At 49.4% G+C, this 22500-nt stretch carries 17 protein-coding genes and 1 tRNA gene; 7 read left to right on the forward strand and 11 right to left on the reverse strand.

Annotated elements, in window-relative coordinates:
- Positions 1 to 115: 115 nt before the first annotated feature.
- Genes MJZ25_06230 through MJZ25_06240 form a run of 3 tightly spaced genes read right to left on the reverse strand, consistent with a single transcriptional unit; the run spans position 116 to position 3115 of the window.
- Positions 116 to 1765, reverse strand: a complete 1650-nt coding sequence (locus MJZ25_06230; GenBank protein ID MCQ2123767.1) for an EAL domain-containing protein — start codon at positions 1763 to 1765, stop codon at positions 116 to 118.
- A 15-nt stretch (positions 1766 to 1780) separates the two neighbouring features.
- Positions 1781 to 2662, reverse strand: a complete 882-nt coding sequence (locus MJZ25_06235; protein ID MCQ2123768.1) for a Cof-type HAD-IIB family hydrolase — start codon at positions 2660 to 2662, stop codon at positions 1781 to 1783.
- 27 nt (positions 2663 to 2689) lie between these two features.
- Positions 2690 to 3115, reverse strand: a complete 426-nt coding sequence (locus MJZ25_06240; GenBank protein ID MCQ2123769.1) for a hypothetical protein — start codon at positions 3113 to 3115, stop codon at positions 2690 to 2692.
- Positions 3116 to 3265: 150 nt separating this feature from the next.
- On the opposite strand from MJZ25_06240, the gene MJZ25_06245 reads away from it, so the two are divergent.
- The 3 genes from MJZ25_06245 to MJZ25_06255 all read left to right on the forward strand — a co-directional run bounded on the left by MJZ25_06245 (position 3266) and on the right by MJZ25_06255 (position 6954).
- Positions 3266 to 4390 carry a phospho-N-acetylmuramoyl-pentapeptide-transferase gene (locus MJZ25_06245; protein ID MCQ2123770.1) on the forward strand — a complete coding sequence of 375 codons (1125 nt, stop codon included), beginning with the start codon at positions 3266 to 3268 and terminating at the stop codon, positions 4388 to 4390.
- Positions 4391 to 4630: 240 nt separating this feature from the next.
- Positions 4631 to 5974: a UTP--glucose-1-phosphate uridylyltransferase gene (locus MJZ25_06250; protein MCQ2123771.1), complete on the forward strand. Its 1344-nt coding sequence runs from the start codon at positions 4631 to 4633 to the stop codon at positions 5972 to 5974.
- 206 nt (positions 5975 to 6180) lie between these two features.
- Positions 6181 to 6954, forward strand: a complete 774-nt coding sequence (locus MJZ25_06255; protein ID MCQ2123772.1) for a lauroyl acyltransferase — start codon at positions 6181 to 6183, stop codon at positions 6952 to 6954.
- On the opposite strand, the gene metH is transcribed toward MJZ25_06255, so the two are convergent.
- Positions 6951 to 10571 carry a methionine synthase gene (gene metH / locus MJZ25_06260; protein MCQ2123773.1) on the reverse strand — a complete coding sequence of 1207 codons (3621 nt, stop codon included), beginning with the start codon at positions 10569 to 10571 and terminating at the stop codon, positions 6951 to 6953. The two genes, MJZ25_06255 and metH, sit on opposite strands and share 4 nt — an antisense overlap.
- Before the next feature lie 173 nt (positions 10572 to 10744).
- Between metH and MJZ25_06265 the strand changes: the two genes are divergently transcribed.
- Entirely contained in the window at positions 10745 to 10939 is a 195-nt protein-coding gene (locus MJZ25_06265) for a hypothetical protein (GenBank protein MCQ2123774.1), read from the forward strand.
- A gap of 479 nt (positions 10940 to 11418) precedes the next feature.
- On the opposite strand, the gene MJZ25_06270 is transcribed toward MJZ25_06265, so the two are convergent.
- Complete coding sequence (locus MJZ25_06270) at positions 11419 to 13029, reverse strand: carbohydrate-binding protein (protein ID MCQ2123775.1); 1611 nt, start codon at positions 13027 to 13029, stop codon at positions 11419 to 11421.
- A gap of 116 nt (positions 13030 to 13145) precedes the next feature.
- Entirely contained in the window at positions 13146 to 15185 is a 2040-nt protein-coding gene (locus MJZ25_06275; protein MCQ2123776.1) for a glycoside hydrolase family 3 C-terminal domain-containing protein, read from the reverse strand.
- A 122-nt stretch (positions 15186 to 15307) separates the two neighbouring features.
- Here MJZ25_06275 and MJZ25_06280 point away from each other — a divergent pair, with 122 nt between their 5' ends.
- Positions 15308 to 17260, forward strand: coding sequence for a M6 family metalloprotease domain-containing protein (locus MJZ25_06280; GenBank protein MCQ2123777.1), 1953 nt, complete (start codon positions 15308 to 15310; stop codon positions 17258 to 17260).
- Positions 17261 to 17263: 3 nt separating this feature from the next.
- Here the strand turns inward: MJZ25_06280 and MJZ25_06285 are convergent, their stop codons facing one another.
- A complete protein-coding gene (locus MJZ25_06285; GenBank protein ID MCQ2123778.1) occupies positions 17264 to 17989 on the reverse strand; it encodes an amino acid ABC transporter ATP-binding protein in 726 nt (241 codons plus the stop codon).
- Positions 17990 to 18017: 28 nt separating this feature from the next.
- Positions 18018 to 20228, reverse strand: coding sequence for an ABC transporter permease subunit (locus MJZ25_06290; protein MCQ2123779.1), 2211 nt, complete (start codon positions 20226 to 20228; stop codon positions 18018 to 18020).
- Positions 20229 to 20329: 101 nt separating this feature from the next.
- Here MJZ25_06290 and MJZ25_06295 point away from each other — a divergent pair, with 101 nt between their 5' ends.
- On the forward strand, positions 20330 to 20809 hold the full coding sequence (locus tag MJZ25_06295; protein ID MCQ2123780.1) for a Smr/MutS family protein: 480 nt from the start codon (positions 20330 to 20332) through the stop codon (positions 20807 to 20809).
- A 101-nt stretch (positions 20810 to 20910) separates the two neighbouring features.
- Positions 20911 to 20984, forward strand: a tRNA-Pro gene (locus MJZ25_06300).
- A 144-nt stretch (positions 20985 to 21128) separates the two neighbouring features.
- Here the strand turns inward: MJZ25_06300 and MJZ25_06305 are convergent.
- The 3 genes from MJZ25_06305 to MJZ25_06315 all read right to left on the reverse strand — a co-directional run bounded on the left by MJZ25_06305 (position 21129) and on the right by MJZ25_06315 (position 22341).
- On the reverse strand, positions 21129 to 21332 hold the full coding sequence (locus tag MJZ25_06305) for a hypothetical protein (protein ID MCQ2123781.1): 204 nt from the start codon (positions 21330 to 21332) through the stop codon (positions 21129 to 21131).
- Between the two features lie 186 nt (positions 21333 to 21518).
- Positions 21519 to 21734, reverse strand: a complete 216-nt coding sequence (locus MJZ25_06310) for a BrnA antitoxin family protein (GenBank protein ID MCQ2123782.1) — start codon at positions 21732 to 21734, stop codon at positions 21519 to 21521.
- A gap of 394 nt (positions 21735 to 22128) precedes the next feature.
- Positions 22129 to 22341 carry a bifunctional hydroxymethylpyrimidine kinase/phosphomethylpyrimidine kinase gene (locus tag MJZ25_06315; GenBank protein ID MCQ2123783.1) on the reverse strand — a complete coding sequence of 71 codons (213 nt, stop codon included), beginning with the start codon at positions 22339 to 22341 and terminating at the stop codon, positions 22129 to 22131.
- Positions 22342 to 22500 lie beyond the last annotated feature (159 nt).

Genomic DNA, 22500 nt, shown 5'->3' on the forward strand with positions numbered 1-22500 from the left:
TTGGTACAAACCTTGTCTAAAAATATAAATGTTTTTTTAGACCGCGAGAACTTTTTCGTTCTTACATCCATTTAGACGCCCAACCAAAGGGTTTGGTTGCATGCAATTTAGCTTTTTAGCAATATTTTTTGAAGAAGTCTTCTGCCTGTACCGGTTTGGAGTAGTAATACCCCTGAAGACTCTTGATCTTGTAATCCAAAAGAATCTGCTGCATTTCCTGGGTTTCAATACCCTCAGCGCAGACTTCAGCCTGGAAGGAATTTGCCAATTCAGAAATGAATCGGACTGTATTCTGGTCTGAATGACTCTTTTCGATGTTCATAATGAAGCCACGGTCGATCTTTACCGTGTTCACAGAAATTTCGCGAAGGACTTCGATGGAGCAATAGCCCGTACCGAAATCATCCAAGGCGATCTTAATGCCCTTGTTCCTGAGGACGTGGAAGGTTTCCTTCAGCAAGTTGATATCCAGCAGACGGCAACGTTCAGTAATTTCCAAACAAAGGTTCTCCGGAGGGAAACCCGTTTCGTCAAGAAGCCTAGTGACCACGCTGACGAAGTCCCCATCTTCAAGCTGGGAGTAGGACAAATTCACATTGACAACAAAGTGGGGATACTTTTCCAGCATCTTCTTTGCGTCCAGCATGGCGCGTTTCAAAATCCACTTGCCCAGTTCTGGGAACAGGCTATCCCGTTCCAGGACGTCAACAAATTGAATAGGAGGAACCACGCCGTAAGCATCATTCTTCCAGCGGATCAGGGCTTCAGCGCCCTTCAGCGTCTCGGTCTTGGCATCCACGATAGGCTGGTAGCACAGGAAAAATCCATTGCAATCATCAACGATGCTATTACGGATAACATTGACCTTTTCAATCATGAAGCGATTGTCGTCGGTAAGGCGATCTCTCAAGACGTACAGTTCGCCATGATGAGAATTCTTGGATTCGTAATAGGCATACTTCAGGCAGGAATAAATGGTTTCCACACTGATATCGAAATGTTCCACATTGATTGCGCCGGCATCCAGAGAAAGGACAACGCGATGGCCTTCCACATAGAAGTCTCGGGTGGTACGCTTCTTGATTTCCTTATACAGCAAAATAAAGTCCCCCACCTTGGCCTCGTGGCTGATGATGGCGAACTTGGTGCCGTCCATTCGGTAGACCTTGCCGAAGTTGCCTACTTCCTCGCGAAGGATGTCGGCAACCTTCTGGAGCACACGGTTACCAAAGGTGTAACCGTAAATTTCGTTTGTATGTGAAAAGCCGCTAACGCCCAGCAGCATAATCTGCTGCTCCAGCTTATTCCAGTTATTGGCCTTTACATCGTCAAGAAATCCATACTGGTTGCGAAAATTGGTGATTTCATCAATGTAGCCCTTCACGTCGTTATTACGGAGGGTTCCGCAGAAATATTCAGGCTTACCGTCGGCATCGTAAAGGAGAGTTCCCTGGCAAGAACAGAGAACATAGTCGCCGTCGCAGGTCTTTGCGCGATACTGAATGTCGTGGCTAGGATCTACACCGGTAATGGTGCGCATAATGGAATTGGAATAATAGTCGCGGTCTTCCGGGTGGACATGTTCTCCCCAGACGTATTCCGCGTCCTGGATATACTCATCGGGAAGGCCGAAGAAATCGACAGCGCCCTTCGACCAGCGGGAAACATTGCTCTTCAGTTCGCACACATAGACGTATGCGCCAGCAGACAATGTCGTACAAGCATCAAAAGTCGAATCCAGTCGTTTTTTATCGATACAGCCCATGTCATGAATATATACCTAAAAAACGAACTTATCAATAACCTCGGCAATGCCCCCATGATTATTATCACATTTTGTGATGTATTTCGCACAAGATTTGGCGATTTCCGAGGCATTGGCCATGGCAACACCGATTCCTGCGGCGGAAATCATGGGGCAATCGTTTTCCTCGTCACCACAGGCGATGGTTTCTGACAAAGGAACATTGTAAAAATCGGCCATAAAACGGACCGCATCGCCCTTATTGGTCTTTAAATTGGAAAATTCCAGCATTTCAGGCTTGCTGAATACGTCAAAAAGCTTTCCCTCGGTGGTTTTGCGCATTTCTGCACGAAAATCCAGAAGACTGGAATGGTCCAAGGGGGTAATGACGTTCACCTTGATGGGAGAATTTGCAGAACCATCATCGTTTGGCCTGACGACCACATTGATGGGAGCATTGGGTACCGCAGCCTGAACATTACTTTGTCCAAAGTACTCTCGAATGTCATTTACGATAAGGAAATCCATGCCCATGATGGAGCAGTAATTCTTCAGTTGTTCCGTCTCGTATTCGGAAATCACCAGGTCACCAGCGTAAGTGTGGGCGTGAAAACCATTGCGGTGAGCCTCGTCCATGATGAACTTGGCGTCGTCTACGGAAATGTTTCGGGTAAGGATAGATTCACCTGTACCGCAATCGTAAATGAGCCCGCCGTTGAAACTGACAAGAAAGAATCCCGGCTTGAAAAAGCCGTACTTTTGAGCCAACCTTTTTGCGCTATAAAGAGGGCGACCCGTTGTAATCAGGAACTTGTGACCAGCGGAGAGCATGCGTTCAATGGCAGCCATATCCACATCCAGGATACGCTTGTCATCGGTAAGCAAGGTGCCATCTAAGTCTGAAAAAAGAATCTTCATTATCAGTGAACAGTGATGCGTCGCAGTTTACAGTTGGTCCAGGAAGCTTTCGGCGTCCATGTCATCCAATTCCTTTTGCAAGGAGGCCAGCATGTCGTCGGTAATAGCAGGTTGTGCAGGGGCGGCCACGCGATTTTCCGCAACGATTCCTTCCGCACGTTCTTCGGCACGTTCTTCGGCGCGAAGCTCCGATTCTTCCACAATCTGCCTAATGGCGTTGGCAACTTCTGCCATGCCGCTATCCTGCTTGGCTACGGCGTCCAAGGCTCGGGTAAGGCGCTTTCTCAAGTTTGCAAATTCTTCACGATCCAATTCGGATACTTCACCATGAAAATACATCAGCGGAGTCTTGCAGCGGGCGCAGCAAAACACCATCATATTGGACGGTTCGCCTTCGATCTGAACTTCAAAAGATGAGCCACAATGAGGGCAATCAATATGTAAATCACTCATACGCCCCTAATGTAGAAAAAAACTCATCACTTATTGGTATTATTTGCATCGGCCAACTCGACACAACTCACCGATTATTTTACATTTTCTGCGTAAAGTTTTTTCTTATATACGGATTTTTACGCTATGCTTTGTCAATGGCTTTATCATATGACCAGTATCGACCTTTTTGACGGTCGTTTGTTCCGTGCCGGTGTGGCAGCAATGCTTTCCATTATCATGGTTTTGGCTTTCATGCCCATCTATATTCGCAAGCTCCAGGCCCTGGACGCCACCAGCGATTTTGACAAGGATGGAAAGACCAAGTCTCCCCCGATCATGGGCGGCCTCCTGCTGGTTGTTGTGGTGGAAATCGTTTCCCTCCTGGTTTGCAAGATGAACGGCTACACCATCTCTACCTTGGCAGTGCTGGGCGCATTCTCTGCCGTGGGCGCTATTGATGATATCGCCAAGGTCCGCGCCAAGCGTTTGGTCAAGCTGGGTAAGCTGAAGGCTGCCGAATACATGGACAAGGCCGACGGCATTTCCAGTTCCCTCCGTTTGTTCCTCTATTTCTTGTTTAGCTTGGTGGTGGCCATTTTCTGCTACAAGTTCATACCTGAACTCAAGGGCGATCTGACGGTTCCTTTCTTCCCCCACGACGTTTTCCAGATTCACCTTCCCAACTGGATCTTCGTTGGTTTCATGACCTTTGTGATTGCAGCATCTGCTAACGGAACCAACTTTACCGACGGTCTGGACAGCCTTGTTTCCGTACCTATCATGACCAGCATGATTTTCGTGGGCCTCGTGGCTTATGTTAGCGGAAACTTCATCTTTAGCCAGTACCTGAGCGTTCCGTATCTGCCGGGCTGCGACGAACTGTTCCTTATCGCCATGTCCATTGCTGGCGCATTGCTAGCCTACCTGTGGTTCAACAGTCCTCCGGCAGAAATCTACATGGGCGACGCAGGCTCTGTGGGCTTTGGCGCTGCCATCGGTATCATGTTTATCTTGGTGCAGGCAGGTCTCTTCTACCCCATCGTTTGCATTATCATCATTGCAGAAGCTTGCTCCGTGCTGTTCCAGATTCTGTGGTTCAAGATCACCAAGAAGGCTACCGGAACCGGCCGACGCATTTTCCTTTGCGCACCGTTGCACCATCATTACCAGAAGAAGTGGGAAGGCCAGTTCCCCAGCAAGCCACTGATGAACTCCAAGATTGTGTGGAGAATGCACTTGGTGAGCATCTTTGCGCTGATTGTGAGCATGGTGATTTTCTTCGGGATTAGGTAGCCTTTGAAAAAGGTCCCAAACCACAAAGCTTTATAAGTTTTGCGGGCGGGGCCCCAGCTCGAAGTTGCGAAGGCCGCACGGGCCCCTCCCTGCACCCTCCCCATCCTTGGCCGACGCGCAAGCGGGAGAGAACTTTACTACAGGCAAGTACAGTATAAGTGATAAGTGCTGAGCCTCTGGTTAGTTCCGAGCGTGTGGAAAAAGTCGTGCAAGACAATTAAATTTTATCGTAGGTTTGTTATGCTTAGTGAAGATATGATTCAGATTTTGAAGGATGCAGGGCAGGATGATTTGCTGGCCCATTTGGAAGGTTTGAGTGGAGACGCTCGCGCTCGTTTGGAACGTGACATCATGAGTCAGGACTGGAAGGAACTGAAGGCTCTCCACGCAGAAAAGTCTGCAGCAAACTTGAGCGACAATGTCTCTTCCGACTTGAAGCCCATGCCCTTCAAGATTGCATCCGACGATCTTCGCTACGACTTCTGGAAGGAAACCGGTGAAATCCTTTTGGGCAAGGGCCAGGTGGCCGCTTTCCTCGTTGCCGGCGGACAAGGTTCCCGTCTGGGCTTCGAAGGTCCCAAGGGAATGTTCGACATCGGTCTCCCCAGCCACAAGAGTTTGTTCCAGTTGCAGGCAGAACGTTTGCAGAACCTGGGCGCACAGGTTGGCCACGCCATTCCCTGGTGCATCATGACCAGCCCGCTGAACCACGAAGCTACAGTCAACTTCTTTATCGAAAACAACTTCTTCGGTATGGACCGCCAGAATGTCCGTTTCTTTGAACAGGGCACCATCTGCGCTCTCACTCCCGATGGAAAGGCTGTTCTCGATGGTGAAGACCATTTGGCCCTGGTTCCAGATGGAAACGGCGGTTGCTTTAGAGCTTTGGCCCAGAGCGGTTCTCTCGCTTGGCTTATTGAACGTGGCGTGCGCTACGTGTTCCTTTACAGCGTAGATAACGCCCTCTGCCGCGTCTGCGATCCGGCCTTCATCGGGGCACTTGCCAGCGAAGGTTTCAGCATGAGTGCCTCTAAGGTGGTGCATAAGGCTAATGCCAACGAAAAGGTGGGCATCTTCGCCTTCCAGAATCGTAAGCCTGGTGTTGTGGAATACAGCGACCTTCCGGAAGAATACCGCGACATGACCAACCCCGACGGAAGCCTTACTTTCGACGGCGGCAACATTGCGATTCATCTGTTCAAGATCGAAGGTCTGCGCAAGCTGCAGACCAGCAAGCTTCCGTGGCACACCGCCCGCAAGACTGTTTGCGGCATTGAAAAGTGCTGGAAGTTTGAACAGTTCCTGTTTGACGCATTCCCGCAGTTGGGTTCCATGATGCCTTTCGGCGTCGTACGTGAAGAAGAATTCAGCCCGGTGAAGAATGCTGAAGGCAACGACAGCCCGAAGACTGCACGTAACATGATCGGTCAGCTCCACAAGGAATGGCTGAAGAAGGCCAACGTGGAAGTGAACCCCAACAAGCTTTACGAAGTCTCCCCCACCTTGAGCTACGCCGGCGAAAACCTGAACCGTCGTACCTTTGAACGCGAACTGGGCAAGAGCATTCTGGAGTTTGATCCCTAACAGGTTCGAGGTTCCAGGCTCGAGGCACGAGGCTACAGACGTTTCGCGAAAAATCGTGGCAGCAGATGAAATCCGTTTTCTTAAAAATACTTTTCTTCATACTGTTACGATTGCCAAACTTCGTTTTCGCGTTCATTTTCTTTTTAGCGTATCCCATCTATAAGCATTTGCATCGGGAACGGGCCTACGGCCGCGTTGTAAAACATTTGGAAAACGCAAAGTCATACTGCGACGGAATTGGCGCAGAGTTTAGCGAATGTTTCGCCGACGATATGTTCAAGGGAATCTACTGGAATGCCATCGATTCCTACCGCGGCCTGGCAAGAATGAAAAGCGTCACCGACCGCATCGTTTTTGAAAACGAGGAAATCATTCGGGATGCTATTGCACAGGGTCCCATCGCCGCCATCAGTATCCACCAAGGTTCCTTTGAATTGTTGCACCGCAGCCTCTGCCGCTACAGCAACAACGTACATCTTGTAACAGACACATTAGGCAACGGATCTCTTCGTAAAGTAATTCAGGAACTGCGCAGCGACCCCCATCTTACAGAATACAGTCCAGATGAATCCCGGGCTCTGATTCGCAACCTATTCAAAGTTAAGAAAGTAATGGATGGCGAACCAGTCAGTGGAAACGGCATCTTGGCCATGGTCTTTGATCAAGGCAAGCACACCAAGGGCAACAAGGTCAAGCTCTTTGGACAAGATTCCACGCTGTATTTAAGATTGCCGGAATTGGTGAACCAAATGGGCGCAGGCATTGTCACCTTCCGCACATTTACTGAAGGTGGATTGCGCGGAAAGATTGTCATCCGTTTTGAAAAATATTATCCACCCAAATACGACGCTACTATAAGCGACGCCCACAAAAATAGCGACGCCCCCTTGGTAGAGAGCATCGCTAAAGAAGTGGAAACCTGGATCGCCGAGAATCCCGCTCAATGGAGCTGGAACTACCACGGCAATTTCAAGGCCTAGTTTACCTTCACATTGAAGTATTCGATTTCCGGGTGGCTGATGTAGAGGCCGCTGACAGATGCCTGCGGGTACATAGCGCCGTTTTCAGTGAGGCTGATGCCTACGCTGTCGAAATCGATGAGCTTTGCCACGTTGAAGATTTCCTTGATGTTGGGAAGCACCGGATAGCCCACAGCCGGACGGATACCCTTCCAGTTGCTGTTGGCAGCCAGCTGCTGGCTCAGATATTCCGCACCTGCTTCTGCAAGGCGGTCTGCCACAGTCTGCATCAAGAGAACATCGTAGTCGCTGCCACCCTGTTCAGCCTTCAACTTTTCAAGGCGCTTCACGAAGGCGTCGCTGACGGTAACGGCGAAGGCACCCACGATGTCGCGGAAGACCTTGTCGCAAACCACAGAAGCGTAAACGCTATCAGTCTTTGCATCGGCGGGAGCCACATAGTCACAGAGGGCAAGGCAAGTACCTTCCGGATTCTGCTGACGGGCGGTGGAGACTTCCACGATGTCGTCAGCGGTGCCGGTGCGGCCCGTGTTGAAAAGGACCGTGGACTCGGTACCTGCAGCAGGATAGAAAGCCTGTACGGCGCGGAGGCTGTATTCCGGCTTGTTGAGATCGGCAAGCAACTTTTCAGCGTCGGCGCGGAGTTTCTGGCCTTCGTCGCAATCAGCCTTCACCTTCCAAGTGAAGAAGAAGTATTCCCAGCTGATGAGCGGGATAACTTTTTCCAAAGCAATGGGCGGCAGCTTGCTTTCGCCGAAGAAGGGCGGCTGCACCGGACTATACTTGGACCAGTCGCAAGCAAAGCGGCGTTCCACAGGGGTCTTTTCTGCGGCGGCCATGGCGACCGCCTTTGCGGCAACCTTGCCAGATTGTTCGTCGCGAATTCTCTGCTGTTCCTTGCGGTTTTCTTCGATGGTGGCTTCGCGGGTAGCGGGATCCAAAAGCTTTGCGGCAAGGCCCGGGTTGCTGGCGGCATCACGGACATGAAACACAGGGCCATCATAGCAAGGAGCAATCTTCACTGCAGTGTGGGTGGGAGAAGTGGTTGCGCCGCCCACGATAATAGGAATGCGAAGACCAGCTTCCTGCATGCACTTGGCCACAGTACACATTTCTTCCAGAGACGGAGTAATGAGGCCAGAGAGGCTCAAAATGTCGGCCTTATGTTCGATGGCGGCCTTCACGATTACATCTTCAGTAACCATCACGCCAAGGTCCACCATTTCAAAGCCGTTACAAGCCATGATCACGGAAACGATATTCTTACCGATATCGTGAACGTCACCCTTAACGGTGGCAATCACAATCTTACCGCGGGATGCTGCACCACCTTCGGACTTACCGGCTTCAATGTAGGGCTGCAAAATTTCCACAGCCTTCTTCATGGTACGAGCAGTCTTCACCACCTGCGGGAGGAACATTTCACCAGCACCAAAGCGGCGGCCCACTTCATTCATGCCATCCATCAGCGGGCCAGAAATAATATTCACCGGACTATCGCCACGGTTAATCAATTCCATCAAATCCGGCTGGAGGGTATTGGAAGTTCCCTTCAAAAGAGCTTCCTGCAAACGCTGTTCCGGAGTGGTCTGAACAGCAGCGGCACCTGTGTCTGCACTATCGGAACCACTAGAGCCTGCGCCAACGCTTACAGCAAAAATTGCCTTGGGATCATACTTAGCGCCAGTTTCCTTAGCCTTGGCAGCAGCAGCGTTCATGCGGCTGGCGATTTCAATCAGTTCTTCGCTGGCTTCCGGATGAGTGTTCAGCAACACTTCGGTAATGGCCATGCGCAGTTCCATAGGAATGCTCTTGTAAGCCACTTCCGCAGCAGGATTCATGATGGCCATGCCCATGCCGTTGGGAGTTGCCAAATGCAACATGGTAGAGTGCATAGCTTCGCGGAGGTAGTTGTTTCCGCGGAATGCAAAGCTCAAGTTAGAAAGACCGCCAGAAATGCGAACACCCGGCAGGTTATCGATAATCCAGCGGCAGGCACGGATAAAGTCATGGGCGTAGGCGTTGTGTTCCGCCATGCCGGTAGCCACCGTCAAAACGTTGGGGTCGAAAATAATATCAGAAGGATCGAAGCCGCACTTCTCGGTAATCAACTTGTAGGCACGAGAAGCAATATTCACGCGGCGGTCATAATTGGTGGCCTGACCTTCTTCGTCAAAGAGCATCACGATGACAGCAGCGCCCAAACGCTTCACGGTCATGGCATGCTCGATGAAAGTTTCCTCACCCATCTTCAAAGAGATGGAGTTCACAATGCACTTACCCTGGGCGCACTTCAAACCTTCTTCAATAACCTCGAAGCGGGAGCTATCCACCATAATGGGCACGCGGCTAATAGCCGGATCGGAAGCCAACAAGTTGAGGAAAGTTCGCATTTCCTGCTTGGCATCCAGGAGACCGTCGTCCATGTTCACGTCGATGACCTGGGCACCGTCTTCCACCTGCTTGCGGGCAATGTCCAAAGCTTCATCGTAATTCTTTTCGTTGATGAGGCGGAGGAACTTCTTGGAACCTGCCACATTGCAGCGTTCGCCCACCTTCACGAAATCTTCGGCGTTGCAGTTGTCGGCACCATTGCTAGGGCGGACCTGGTTTACGAACAGCGGTTCCAAACCGGAAAGGCGAAGCAGCGGAGAAGTGGCGAAAGCGGGAGCGGGCTTACGGCGTTCATAATCCGCCGGCAGAGCGTCCAACATCTTGCGCATGGCAGCGATATGTTCCGGAGTAGTACCGCAGCAACCACCGATCATATTCACCAGGTGTTCGTCCATGTAGGGCTGCAATTTCTTCACCATGTCTTCGGGAGTATCATCGTAACCACCGAACTGGTTCGGGAGACCTGCGTTAGGATGGCAGCTAATAAAGCAAGGAGCCACCTTACCCATGCGGCGGAGGTAAGGCACCATACCGTCGGCACCGAGGCCGCAGTTGAGGCCGATGGACAGCGGCTTCACATGCATGACGCTGATGGCGAATGCTTCCACGGTCTGACCAGAAAGGGTACGGCCAGAGGCGTCGCTCACCGTCATGGAGAACATGACTTCCAAGGGGCGGTCGGTCTTTTCCTTCACCTTCATGTAGGCGCTGGCAGCGGCCTTGGCATTCAGCGTATCAAAAATCGTTTCGATGAGGATGGCGTCCACACCTTCTTCCACCAACACCTGAATCTGTTCCAGGTAGGCATCTTCCAATTCATCAAAAGTAATGCTACGGCTGGCAGGATCGTTCACGTCCTCACTCATGGAGAGCATCTTGCTGGTGGGGCCCACATCACCCAAGATGTACACCTTGCGGCCATACTTTTCCATGGCTTCGGCAGCAGCCTGCTTGGCGATGGCCACGGAGGCGCGGTTCATTTCGGCGATGCGGTGTTCCTGATGGTATTCGTGCTGGCTCACGCGCTGGCTGGAGAAGGTATTGGTTGTCAAGCAATCCACACCGGCGTCCACATAGCGGCGCTGGATATCCAGAATCACATCTCTGCGTTCAATGGAGAGCATGTCATTGTTGGCACCCTTGATACCATAGGTCTGGATCACGGAACCCATACCGCCGTCAAGGAGCAACATCTTACTTTCAAAAGCTTCGCGTAAAGTCATTTTAGGCCTTTATACTTCGCACATCCAAACGTCAGCAAATTTATCGAACCGCCGGCGCTAGTCTATGCACTTATGCATTTTTATGCATATATAGAAAATATACTCTCCCCTTTCAAGAGTAGCAAAACAGCCAAAACAGCCTAAAAAGGGCATTTTTTGTACCTTGCACCATCTTGCGCGCAAGATTTCCCTCTGCAAAAAAAGGACGCACTTTTCTGCACAAAAAATATGCTCCCCAAAAGAAGTGGTTGTACCATCATGCACAAAAAATACACCGTCTGAAAAAAGAAGGTGGGCTATTCCGCGCAAAAAATACACCATCTGAAAAAAGCGGGCGGGTTATTCCGCGCAAAAAATACACCATCTGAAAAAAGCGGGCGGGCTATTCTGCGCGTAAAATTCACCGTCTGAAAAAAGCGGGTGGGCTATTCCGCGCATAAAATTCACCATCAGAAAAAAGAAGGTGGCCAATTCTGCGCGTAAAATTCACCATCTGAAAAAAGCGGGCGGGCTATTCCGCGCAAAAGATTCACCTCCTAAAAGACGAGGATGCACAATCTTACGCAAAAAAATATGACCCCCGAAAGAAGAGGATGCACCATCTTACGCAAAAAATATGACCCCTGAAAGACAAGGATGCACAATCTTACGCAAAAAATATGACCCCTGAAAGACAAGGATGCACCATCTTACGCAAAAAATATGACCCCTAAAAGACGAGGATGCACCATCTTACGCAAAAAATATGACCCCCGAAAGAAGAGGATGCACCATCATGCACGCAAGATTGCACGCCCAGCAAAAAAGGAGGCCCATCGCAAATTTACGATGAGCCAACCTCTTTTTTTTACTTCACAGTCACTTTATAGGCACGACTTACGGCACCTACAGCCTGCAATACATAAGTTCCCTGGCGGAAGCCCACAGATTTCATACCGGCTTCAAAGTTGTCACCAACCACATCGATGCGCTTCATAAACTTTCCGTTCATGTCAAACACATTGTAGGATTGTTTTCCATGGGCAACGCCCACAACCTTGGAAAGAATGGCATCCTCACAATTGGTACTCCAAGAACCATCCGGACACCAATCGGGGCAATCGTCCTCACCTGTTGGGCATGCTTCTGGCCCTGGTTCTGAAATTTGCAAGTAATCAATATCAAACCAGTCACCAGTTACGGTAAGGCGCAGGATATGTTCCCCTTCGGTCAATTTTACGGTAGACTCAACTTTATCAAAGTCACCAAAATCTTCAAAGCCTCCTTCTTGTCGAGGGACCGTGATTTTTTCAGTAATGTCTTCACCATCTACGGACAATTTAAAACTTGCAGTTCCATTATCTGAAACTACAGCGGCAAACAGATTGTATTCACCACTCTTAGCAACATTCACTGTGTATTCCAACCATTCATCAGCTTGATTGTAGCCAACGACAACACCAGAGGCCTTCTTGTAAAGATCAACCCCAGTATCCTTGCGGTAATCGCTATCGCCATGGTTCTGAGAATCCTTATCATAGTAGGAATCATTTCCCTTGCCCACGCCAGGAATATCGAAATCTTCAGCCTCAATCTTGCCGGGAACAGCAAAAGCTTTACCCTTGAATGGTTTCTGAGGAACCGGTTCCACAGGGGCTCGGTTAATAGCCTTCAACATCTGTTCCGCATAACGCTTACCCAAAGTCACATAGGCGTCGTGGCTAAAGTGGTAACGGTCTACCCCATTGCCTCCCAAACCTTCTGAGGATGCAAAATAGGTGTTGTCCATGGAATTGGGCAACTCGGAAACTCGCTTAGAATAACAGCAACCTTCACGGAGCAATTCCCCAGCCACGAAAGGAACGGAGTCGGAACTCATGCCCAAGGCAGAAAGAAAATCATCGCGGGTCTTCTTCACAATTTTCGGCCAGTCAGGATAACCGCCATCGGTTTCGCCCTGGTGGAAAATAATGCCCTTGATAACGCCAACTTCCTGGGCCTTCTTGGCAATATCAATAATAGCCTTGGGAACGTTTCCGCTGGGTTCATATTCCTTGGCGTAGTTCACTAGCCAGCTTTCGGCTGTAGAAAGATAACTGGAATACTGATCCTTGTCGAACAACTTAATACTTGCACCACCTACAGCCACAGGCACAATACCGATGGTCACATCGGGCATGCTGTCCGCCATGGTGCGACCAAACCAGTCCGCTACAGAAATAGTGTTGCCACAGTTGAACAACGAAGGCACTGCAGGATAAACTTCGCCCAAGGTGTTACGGCCCTTGCCGCTGCACTTCTGAGAAGCAAAAATCTTGAAACGGGGATTTTCCACTTTGTCGGCGTTCTGAGCTTCGGCAGTGCCACCCATATTGGACTGACCATAGGCAAGATAAATGTGGAAATTAGGATCCGGCGCAGCATTTGCAACGCCTGCGAAACAGGCCGCAGCGGCCATCGAAAGAAAAAGCTTTTTCATGACATCTCCATACGTACGTACCATAAAAATACCCTATGGCAATAAAAACATACCTCCCAAACAAAAAATGCCATGGACGTATTGTCCACGGCATTCAAGGTCTGTGTCTATGATTTCTAGTAGCTCAAGCCAAATCCGTAGGGATAAAGTCCTTTCTTGCCGTCACCATCATTAATGGGAATCTGCTTAGCATTCTTGGGCCAAGTGTGGGGCAACTTACCAGAAGGCATTACGTTACCAAAGAGAACGTCGGCAACACCTGCGCCTTCACTGCCCGGAAGCCAGGCGGCCACAAAGGCGTCAGACAAGTTAATCAGATTTGTAATGGGCAGCGGACGTCCAGAAACGAGAACCAGGACAACCTTCTTACCAGCATCCTTCCAAGCCTTCATCTGTTCTTCATAAGCCTTGGTGTTTTCAAAATGGGTCATATGGGAACGTTCCGTGGTAAACAACTTGTTGTCAAAATCCTTTTCACGGAAATCGCCGAACCATTCAGCATAAGGAGTTTCACCGATTACAAAGATCACGGTACCAGCACTGTCCAGATTTTCGGTACGAGCGCCAACGGCAACTTGATCGATACCGCCCTGAATGGAAGTTGCACCCGGAACTTCACCGCGGGTACCCTGCCAACCCAGAGTCCATGCGCCGCACTGAAGGCCAGTATTATCGGCATGAGATCCAGTCACAAAAACAGGAGCCGCCTTGGACAAGGGAAGAACAGACTCATTCTTCAAAAGGACCAAGCTCTTTTGCACAGCTTCGCGGGCAAGGGATCGATGAGCTGCACTACCGATATTTTCTGCGACACCCACATACTTGGCGGGGCCCATGGAATTTTCAAATCGACCCGCACGAATTTTCACTCGAAGAATGCGGCGGGTAGCGTCCTTGACTCGTTCTTCGGAAACCTTTTTCTTTTCAACCAAGGTCTTTAAGGATTCCATGAAAGCTTCTGCAGAAGAAGGCACCATGGCCAAGTCAATACCTGCGTTAATGGCACGACGGACAGCTTCTTCGCTAGAGATGTTGGTCTTTTTTCCGGAGTAGTCACCTGCGTTACCCGGAGTTGTGGAATGCTGAATGCCTTCCCAGTCCGCAATTACAAAACCGTCAAAGCCAAGTTCTGTTTTCAGCCAGCCGGTGAGGCGCAAGGAGTCCACATGCTGATGGACACCGCGGATGGTATTGAAGCTGGCCATCACACTTTGGGCACCCTGTTCTACAGCAGCAACGTAGGGCGGCAAATGAAGTTCACGAATCTTCTTGTCGTTCACTTTCACATCCCCACGGTCCCAACCCTTGTCGGTTCCGCCATCGCCAATAAAGTGTTTGATGGTTCCCACCACGCGCCATTCTGCGTCAAAATGGTCCCCCTGCATACCGCGAAGGAATGCGGAGCCCAAGTCAATAGCAAGTTCCGGCTTTTCTCCAAAGCCTTCGTAAGTACGTCCCCAACGTTCATCCTGAGGAACGCTCAAGGCAGGCGCGAAATTGTAATCAATGTGGGCAGCCCACATTTCTTCGGCAACAGCCTTACCAATACGGCGAACAAGAGCGGAATCTCGAGTTGCACCGAGGCCAATGTTATGAGGATAAACCGTAGCATTGATAACATCAGCAACACCATGAACGTTATCCTTACCATAGCTCACAGGAATTTTCTGAGCCCAGGCGTTCTTGTAGAATTCTGCAGCATAGGCACCACCACCCTGCAAGGCAGAACCGCAAATGCTGTTACCGCATTTTACATTTGGAACCATGGCCTGGGTCATCTGGGCAATCATGTCATCGATGGTCATGCCAGACATCAAAGAGTCAATCTGGTCTTCGATGGGATCGCGCTTCAAAATAATCTTGGCCGGGTTCTTGGGATCGACGACAGCGGCCACAGACAAAGTTTCCGGCAAGAAACCGGTCTTGCGGACAATCAAAACCTGAGGATCGGCAACCTTGTCCTTGATAGTGAACTTACCCTTAGCATTGGAAAGGGTTCGAGCATCGGGTAAAAGGTTCGGCAAGGTCTTAATGCTAACCACAGCATCCTTAATGGGTGCGCCAGATTCATTAAATACAGAACCCTGAACAGCAGCGTTGGCCATAGAGGCCAAAAACAAAGTAACAGCAGCGGAAAGGAGACGTTTTTTCTTCATACTACAAATTTAAGCAAAAACGTGTAGGATTTCATAAAAAATGCACCTAATCCAGTGTACAATTGAAAACAAAGGATTTGACAGACCTCATTTTTGGGTATATTGTATAAAAAGGTGTAATTATGGGATGTTTGAAGAATTGGGTATTTGGCGGATTAGTGTTCGCTCTTTGCGGCACGTCCTTTGCAGACATAGTCTATCAGGGAAAGCGAGTTCAGGCTTGGCCCGACGAAGCCATCACAAAGTTCGACAACTCGCGAGGCGCCTGGAAAAATTCAGGGACGACAAGCGTGATGTTTGCTCCACCAATGGAAAAAAGCCACTACTCCTCCCCCAAGGGGAAAATCTACGGTCTCACCCTGCTGGTAGACTTTTCAGATCAAACAGCACCTGTCACCAAGGAAGAAATTTCCGACTGGCTGAACAAGGAAGGTTTCAATCGTGACGGTTGTAACGGTTCGGTCCGTGATTACTATCTGGATGTCTCCAATGGCCAACTGGATTTTACCAACGAAGTCTTCGGCTGGTACCGAGCCAAGTATCCAAAGTCTTATTACGAAGGGCTGGAAGGTTATTCCGGTTCCGATGTTTTGGTCAAAGAAATTTTTGAATACTTCGATTCCCTGGTGGATTACTCCCGCTACGACAACGACAAAGACGGCATTACTGAAGCCATCAATATCGTGTACGCGGGTCCCGGTCTAACATGGGGGCAGGGACTTTGGCCTCACGCCGGCTGGTCCAATGAAACTCGCGATGGAGTCAAACTTCAGAAGCACCAGATGACGGACATGCCGGGCAAATTTTCCATCTATGTTTTCATTCATGAAAATGGACACATGGTTTTTGGTTGGCCCGACCTTTACTGGTACGGCGACTACTGCACCATGGGAAACCGCGCAAACGACTTGAATCCGATTGCAATCAACGATTTCTACCGCGCAGACCAAGGCTGGATTCCCTTTGTAGATGTAACAGCAGAAGACATCGGCAAGGTTTCTACAACTGCAGGGGAACAATGTTACCGCTTCAAGAACCCCGCCCGCCCCGACAAGGAAGGCTTAGTCTGGTCCTACGTGAAAAACGATGGACGAAACAAATCGCTGAAAGGCAGCGGCATTCTGATGCAGCATTACGACTTCTCCATCGAAGGGAATTCTGCGGCAAATAAACTAGGACTGCGAATTGTACACGCAGATTCCAAGGGTAAGAACAGCGATCCCGAAAACGACCAGTGGCCCTCACCAGGAAGCCGTGCGGGAGCATTCTTCAGCGGGAGTTATAACGTATTTTCTGACGCGATGTATCCGGCAATCCGCTGGTACAGCGGCGCAGAAACTGGGCTGAAATTCACGGACGTCAGTGTTAGCGGAAACAGCCTCAGTTTCTGCCTCGGTGGCGATTGCACCGATTACAATGCAGAACCTTTCGTAGAAACCGAAATTACCCTCGCCACCGAATTGCCCATCAGCGACAGCTACGCCCCTGTGACCGTCGATTTGCAGGGAGCAAAGGTCGCCGAAGCACTCGGTATCGCACAAAACGAAATTGCAACCAAGACTAGTTTCTACGCCGTTGAACCCGATGGTTACCTGAACAGCGAAACCACCGGCGAAGGCACCGGCCACTGGTTTGATACCAAGGGCGCCGTTGCCCAGTGGAATACAAACGGCCCCAGTATCGTATTCTCCAACGTGAATCTCAACACCATGACTACCAAGGTGGGGCACATGCCTAACCTGGTAAAGCCGGGTGACACCTTCACCATCAAGCAGGCTGTTGTCTACAAAAACAAACAGGTGACATTCACAATTACCATAAAAATTCCCGTCGAAGAAACCGGCAGCGATTCTGGCGAAAATTCTGGCAAGGATTCCACGGTTGTTTCAGACTCCAGCACCACGGCCATCGCCCAGCTGCGTCAAATTCCCCTGGACTTGTCCGCAACCGCAATCCAGTACTTCGACATGAACGGAAACGCCCTAAAGGCTTCCCCCAAGCAGGCAGGCGTCTACCTAATGCGTGAAATGAAAAACGGAAAGGCAATCCGCCAATCCGTTATTCGAGTCAAGTAGTTTTTACTTCTTGATGGCCGCCAAGAAATCCTTCAGGCGGTCATCCTTGGGATGCTCAAAGATTTCCTCAGGAGTTCCCTGTTCCTTAATGACGCCATCGGCAAAGAACAACACGCGGTTAGCCACTTCACGGGCAAAGCCCATTTCGTGGGTCACCACCAGCATGGTCATGCCAGACTGTGCAAGGTCCTTCATAATCTTCAGGACTTCGCCCACCATTTCAGGATCCAAGGCGCTGGTAGGTTCATCAAACAAGATGGCTTCGGGATTCATGGCGGTAGCGCGGGCGATGGCCACACGCTGTTGCTGACCACCAGAAAGCTGCGCCGGGTAATGGTCCGCACGATCAGCCAAGCCCACACGTTCCAAAAGTTCCTTGGCTCGCTTTTCACCTTCAGCCTTAGTCATCATGCCCAGTTTCACAGGAGCGAACATGATATTTTCCAAGGCAGTCATGTTCTTGAACAAGTTAAACTGCTGGAACACCATGCCAACGCGGGCTCGAATAGAAGGCTTAGAAACCTTCTTGTCAAGAATGCTCTTGCCGTCCAGCAGAATATCGCCGCTGGTGGGCTTTTCCAGCAAATTCAACTGGCGCAAGAAAGTAGACTTACCGCAACCGGAAGGTCCGATAATAGCCACCACGTCACCCTTGTGGAATTCCACATTGATGTTCTTCAAAATCTGCTTGTCGCCATAGGACTTGCAGAGGTTCTTCACTTCAATCATTACTTGCTTTTCACTCATGACATCCTCCTTAGCGTTCGTTCTTCTTCAGTCTCTTTTCAAGACGGGCAACGCAAGCAGAAAGACCTGCCACGATGATGAAGTAAACCACAGCCACAGACAACAGCGGGAACATGGCTTCGTAAGTAAGGCTTCGAATAATGTCGCCACCGCGAGTCAAATCAGTAAGGCCGATGTAGCCGCAAATAGAAGTTTCCTTGATGAGGGAAATAAATTCGTTGGTCAAAGCCGGCAAGGAATTCTTGAATGCCTGGGGATAAACCACGTGAATCATCACCGTCTTGAACTTCAAGCCAAGACTGCGGCCTGCTTCAATCTGACCCGGATCCACAGCCTTGATACCGCCGCGGATAATTTCAGAAACGTAAGCGCCGGAGTTGATACCGAAGGCAATCACAGCCACCAGCAGTTTGTTGATATTCACGGAAGAGAATACGATGTAGTAGATGATCAACAGCTGCACCATCATAGGAGTGCCGCGGATGATGGCGAGATATGCCTTGCAGAACCAATTGGCAATCTTGTACTTGCCGTTAAATTCGTGGTTCACGCGAACCATGGCCACCAGGAAGCCAATCAAAATACCAAGAATTGCGGCACAGAAGGCAATAATCAAAGTGTTACGGAGACCTTCGGCAATGTACTTCCAGCGGTTATCCTTGATGAAGTTCTTGTGGAACTTGTCACCGAAGCTTTCCTGAGTCGCATCCAGTTCACCTGTGCGAACAAGAATCACCACCTTGTTGTCCACCAGCTTGTCGGTGAAGTTAATGGACTTCTTGCGTTCTTCAGTAACGGTAAAGCCAGAGAGACCAAGATCAGCCTTGCCGGAACTTACAGCGTTAATGACGGCGTCGAATTCAATATCCTGAATTTCCAACACGCGACCCATCTTGTCGGCCAAGTAGTAGGCCAGTTCGATTTCAAGGCCGACAATATTTTCACCTTCATGGTATTCGTAGGGCGGGAACTGGGCGTTAGTAGCCAGCACCAAATGTTCACCTTCCTTCACCTTCTGGGCATAATGGAATTCGCCGGTTCCGTTGATGTAAGTATTCATCAAGGAATCGAAAATGCCATTTTCGCGCATTTCCTTCAAAGCCAGATTGAAGGTATCCAAGAGACCAGTACGTTCCTTGGCAATGACGCCAGCGTAGGTTTCTTCCACAAAGGCTTCTTCCAAAATGCGAAGTGTGGGATTCTGCTTTACGAAGTAAATTGCCGGCTGGTCATCCAGAAGGACGGCGTCAATCTTGCCCTGTTTCAAAGCCTGAACGGCATCGGCCAACTTGGTGTAACGTTCCACCTGAATCTTGGCAGTATCGCCACCGTATTCAGAAGCATAGATGTCGGCGGTGTTACCAATCTGGACGCCCACCTTCTTATGACCAAGATCGCTAACAGCAAAAACCTTATTGTCCAGGTCGCTGGGCTTGATGTCACTACGGACCATGACCACGACCTTGTTGTCCACCAGCTTGTCAGTAAAGTTAATGGACTTTTTGCGTTCTTCAGTAACGGTAAAGCCAGAGAGACCAAGATCAGCCTTGCCGGAACTTACAGCGTTAATGACGGCGTCGAATTCAATATCCTGAATTTCCAACACGCGACCCATCTTGTCGGCCAAGTAGTAGGCCAGTTCGATTTCAAGGCCGACAATATTTTCACCTTCATGGTATTCGTAGGGCGGGAACTGGGCGTTAGTAGCCAGCACCAAATGTTCACCTTCCTTCACCTTCTGGGCATAATGGAATTCGCCGGTTCCGTTGATGTAAGTATTCATCAAGGAATCGAAAATGCCATTTTCGCGCATTTCCTTCAAAGCCAGATTGAAGGTATCCAAGAGACCAGTACGTTCCTTGGCAATGACGCCAGCGTAGGTTTCTTCCACAAAGGCTTCTTCCAAAATGCGAAGTGTGGGATTCTGCTTTACGAAGTAAATTGCCGGCTGGTCATCCAGAAGGACGGCGTCAATCTTGCCCTGTTTCAAAGCCTGAACGGCATCGGCCAACTTGGTGTAACGTTCCACCTGAATCTTGGCAGTATCGCCACCGTATTCAGAAGCATAGATGTCGGCGGTGTTACCAATCTGGACGCCCACCTTCTTATGACCAAGGTCGCTGACCTTGTGAACCTTATTTGCCAGGGCATTATCTTCGCAACCGGTAAAGGCCAGGGCGAAAACAAGCAAGGACAGCAATGAAATCAGTTTTTTTGCCATCAAGCAGATTCCTTTAAAAACGTTATGGGCGAAATATAGAATTCTGAGAAAATTGCTAAATTTGTCCCCCGTAAAAACGAAAGGCATTTAGAAGATTTTATATGGCTACTGAACTTAACGAAGAAGAACGCTTCCAGCTGGAATGGATCATGAACCACCACATGGAAGACAAGGACAAGGCTCGCCTGCAGGCTGAAGAAGCCGAACTGGCCGCCCGCCCCCAGACTCGTGGCCCCCGCGGTAAGAAAATGCGCCGCAGCCCCTCCAGCTGGGAACTTCCCGTACCCGAAGATGAAATCGACCTTCACGGCTACACCTCCGAAGAGGCTGCTGCCGCTGTGGAACGCCGCATCGACGACCTCCTGATTGCCGGTTTGAGCGTTCTGCGAGTCATTCACGGTGGCGGAAACCCGGAATACGGCAATGTGAAGCACATTATCGACCGTAAGGCCCGCACCGAATGGAGCAATCGCATCGTTTTGTACAAGGTTGAACCCGATAACGCCGGTTCCAGCATCATGAAATTGGGCAAACCGGCCCCGAAACTGAACTCCAAGGGCAAGCCAAAAGCCAAGAAATAGCGCCAAAAAGGCTAAAACGGCAAAAAATCGAAATTTTTCACTTTTTTGTCGCTTTCCCCTTTAAAAAGTCCAATGTTCTATCTATATTTGGACTCACAAAACGGAATATAGCTCAGTCTGGTAGAGCGCTTGCTTCGGGAGCAAGAGGTCGTGAGTTCGAATCTCGCTATTCCGAGAAACAAGAGAACCCCTGCAAAAGCAGGGGTTTCTTGTTTTTAGGCATAATGATATGAACTCACGACCGTAGGTCGGGAGGTCGACTGTATACGAGCCGAGCGCAGCGCCGAGGAGCTTGCTCATCGGCATTGCCGAGGCGATGTTACAGGTGCTCGTAGAGCACAATCTCGCTATTCCGATAAAAAGGAAAAGACACCTTTACGGTGTCTTTTTCTTTTTTATTTGTATAAGCCGAGATGCGAGAACTCACGAAGTGAGTTCGAGTACCGTGCAAGGTGAGCGTCGCGGAAAAATGTTCACATTTTTCCATGACCGAGCCGCAGCCGGTGACGCCGAAGGCGTCCATCTCGCTATTCCGAGAAACAAGAGAACCCCTGCAAAAGCAGGGGTTTCTTGTTTTTAGGCATAATGATATGAACTCACGACCGTAGGTCGGGAGGTCGACTGTATACGAGCCGAGCGCAGCGCCGAGGAGCTTGCTCATCGGCATTGCCGAGGCGACGTTGCTAACGCCCGAAGGGCGTCCATCTCGCTACTTCCATTCCATTTTAAGTTCGCGTTTATGAACGGCACAATCCGTCAAATATGAATCCATTAAAGTTTGATACGGAATCCCATTCTTTTCCGACAGAGCCTTAAAATATTCAATTGTTGAAGCATTCAACCGAATGGTAATCTGTTTCTTCAATGCAGAAGCATACGGATTTCGCACACCCTTCATTTTTTCAAAGTCATACTCTTTTTTCATAATCCATCCTCTTTGCGAGCATTCCAATAATACCGGAACTCCTTTTTTGTCGCTTTTCTTGCACTGATAATTCGATTAACGACAATCTCGTCCTGAACAATCCGTTCTGTATAAACCACAACCAAAGTTCGTAACTATTTTCATCCCATTCAAATTCTATCTCCATAGAACCTCACAGGATGTAACTACAATATAATTATATTTAAAAATAAAAACAACATCCCTATTTTCGGGCATACCATATTTTTGTTGAATATTTTCCACAGAAAAAAAATCCTATGGAACGCATTTCCTAAATCACAATGACCCAGGTCCTTGTCGAGGGATATACAAAAAAAGGGTGGATTATCCACCCTAACATAATATACTAAGTTCCTATTGAGAAAAGCAAGAACTACTTCACAAATCCAAGTCTTCCTTCCCCGCTTTGGAGGAACTCATTCATGTAGTCCTTGCCAATCTGGCAGGCTTCCGGCAACGACTTGCCCAAGGCCACATTGGCAAGAATTGCTGAACTCAAGACACATCCGGTGCCGTGCTTTCCATCGCCAGGCAAACGAGGACTAGAGAACTTGTACTCCTTACCTTCGTGAAGCAAAATGTCCACGGATTCTGCGCCTTCGCAATCAAAATACAGACTTTTAAATGTGTCTTCGCAGCAACGGCTCCGTGTACGAATTGACTTGACACAGCCTGCACTGCACCTGCCTTTTTGTACAGTGACAACTTTTTTCAGTATAAGACACCGTTCAAAAATTCCGAAAAA

The sequence above is a fragment of the Fibrobacter sp. genome (genome assembly GCA_024399065.1).
GTDB lineage: Bacteria > Fibrobacterota > Fibrobacteria > Fibrobacterales > Fibrobacteraceae > Fibrobacter.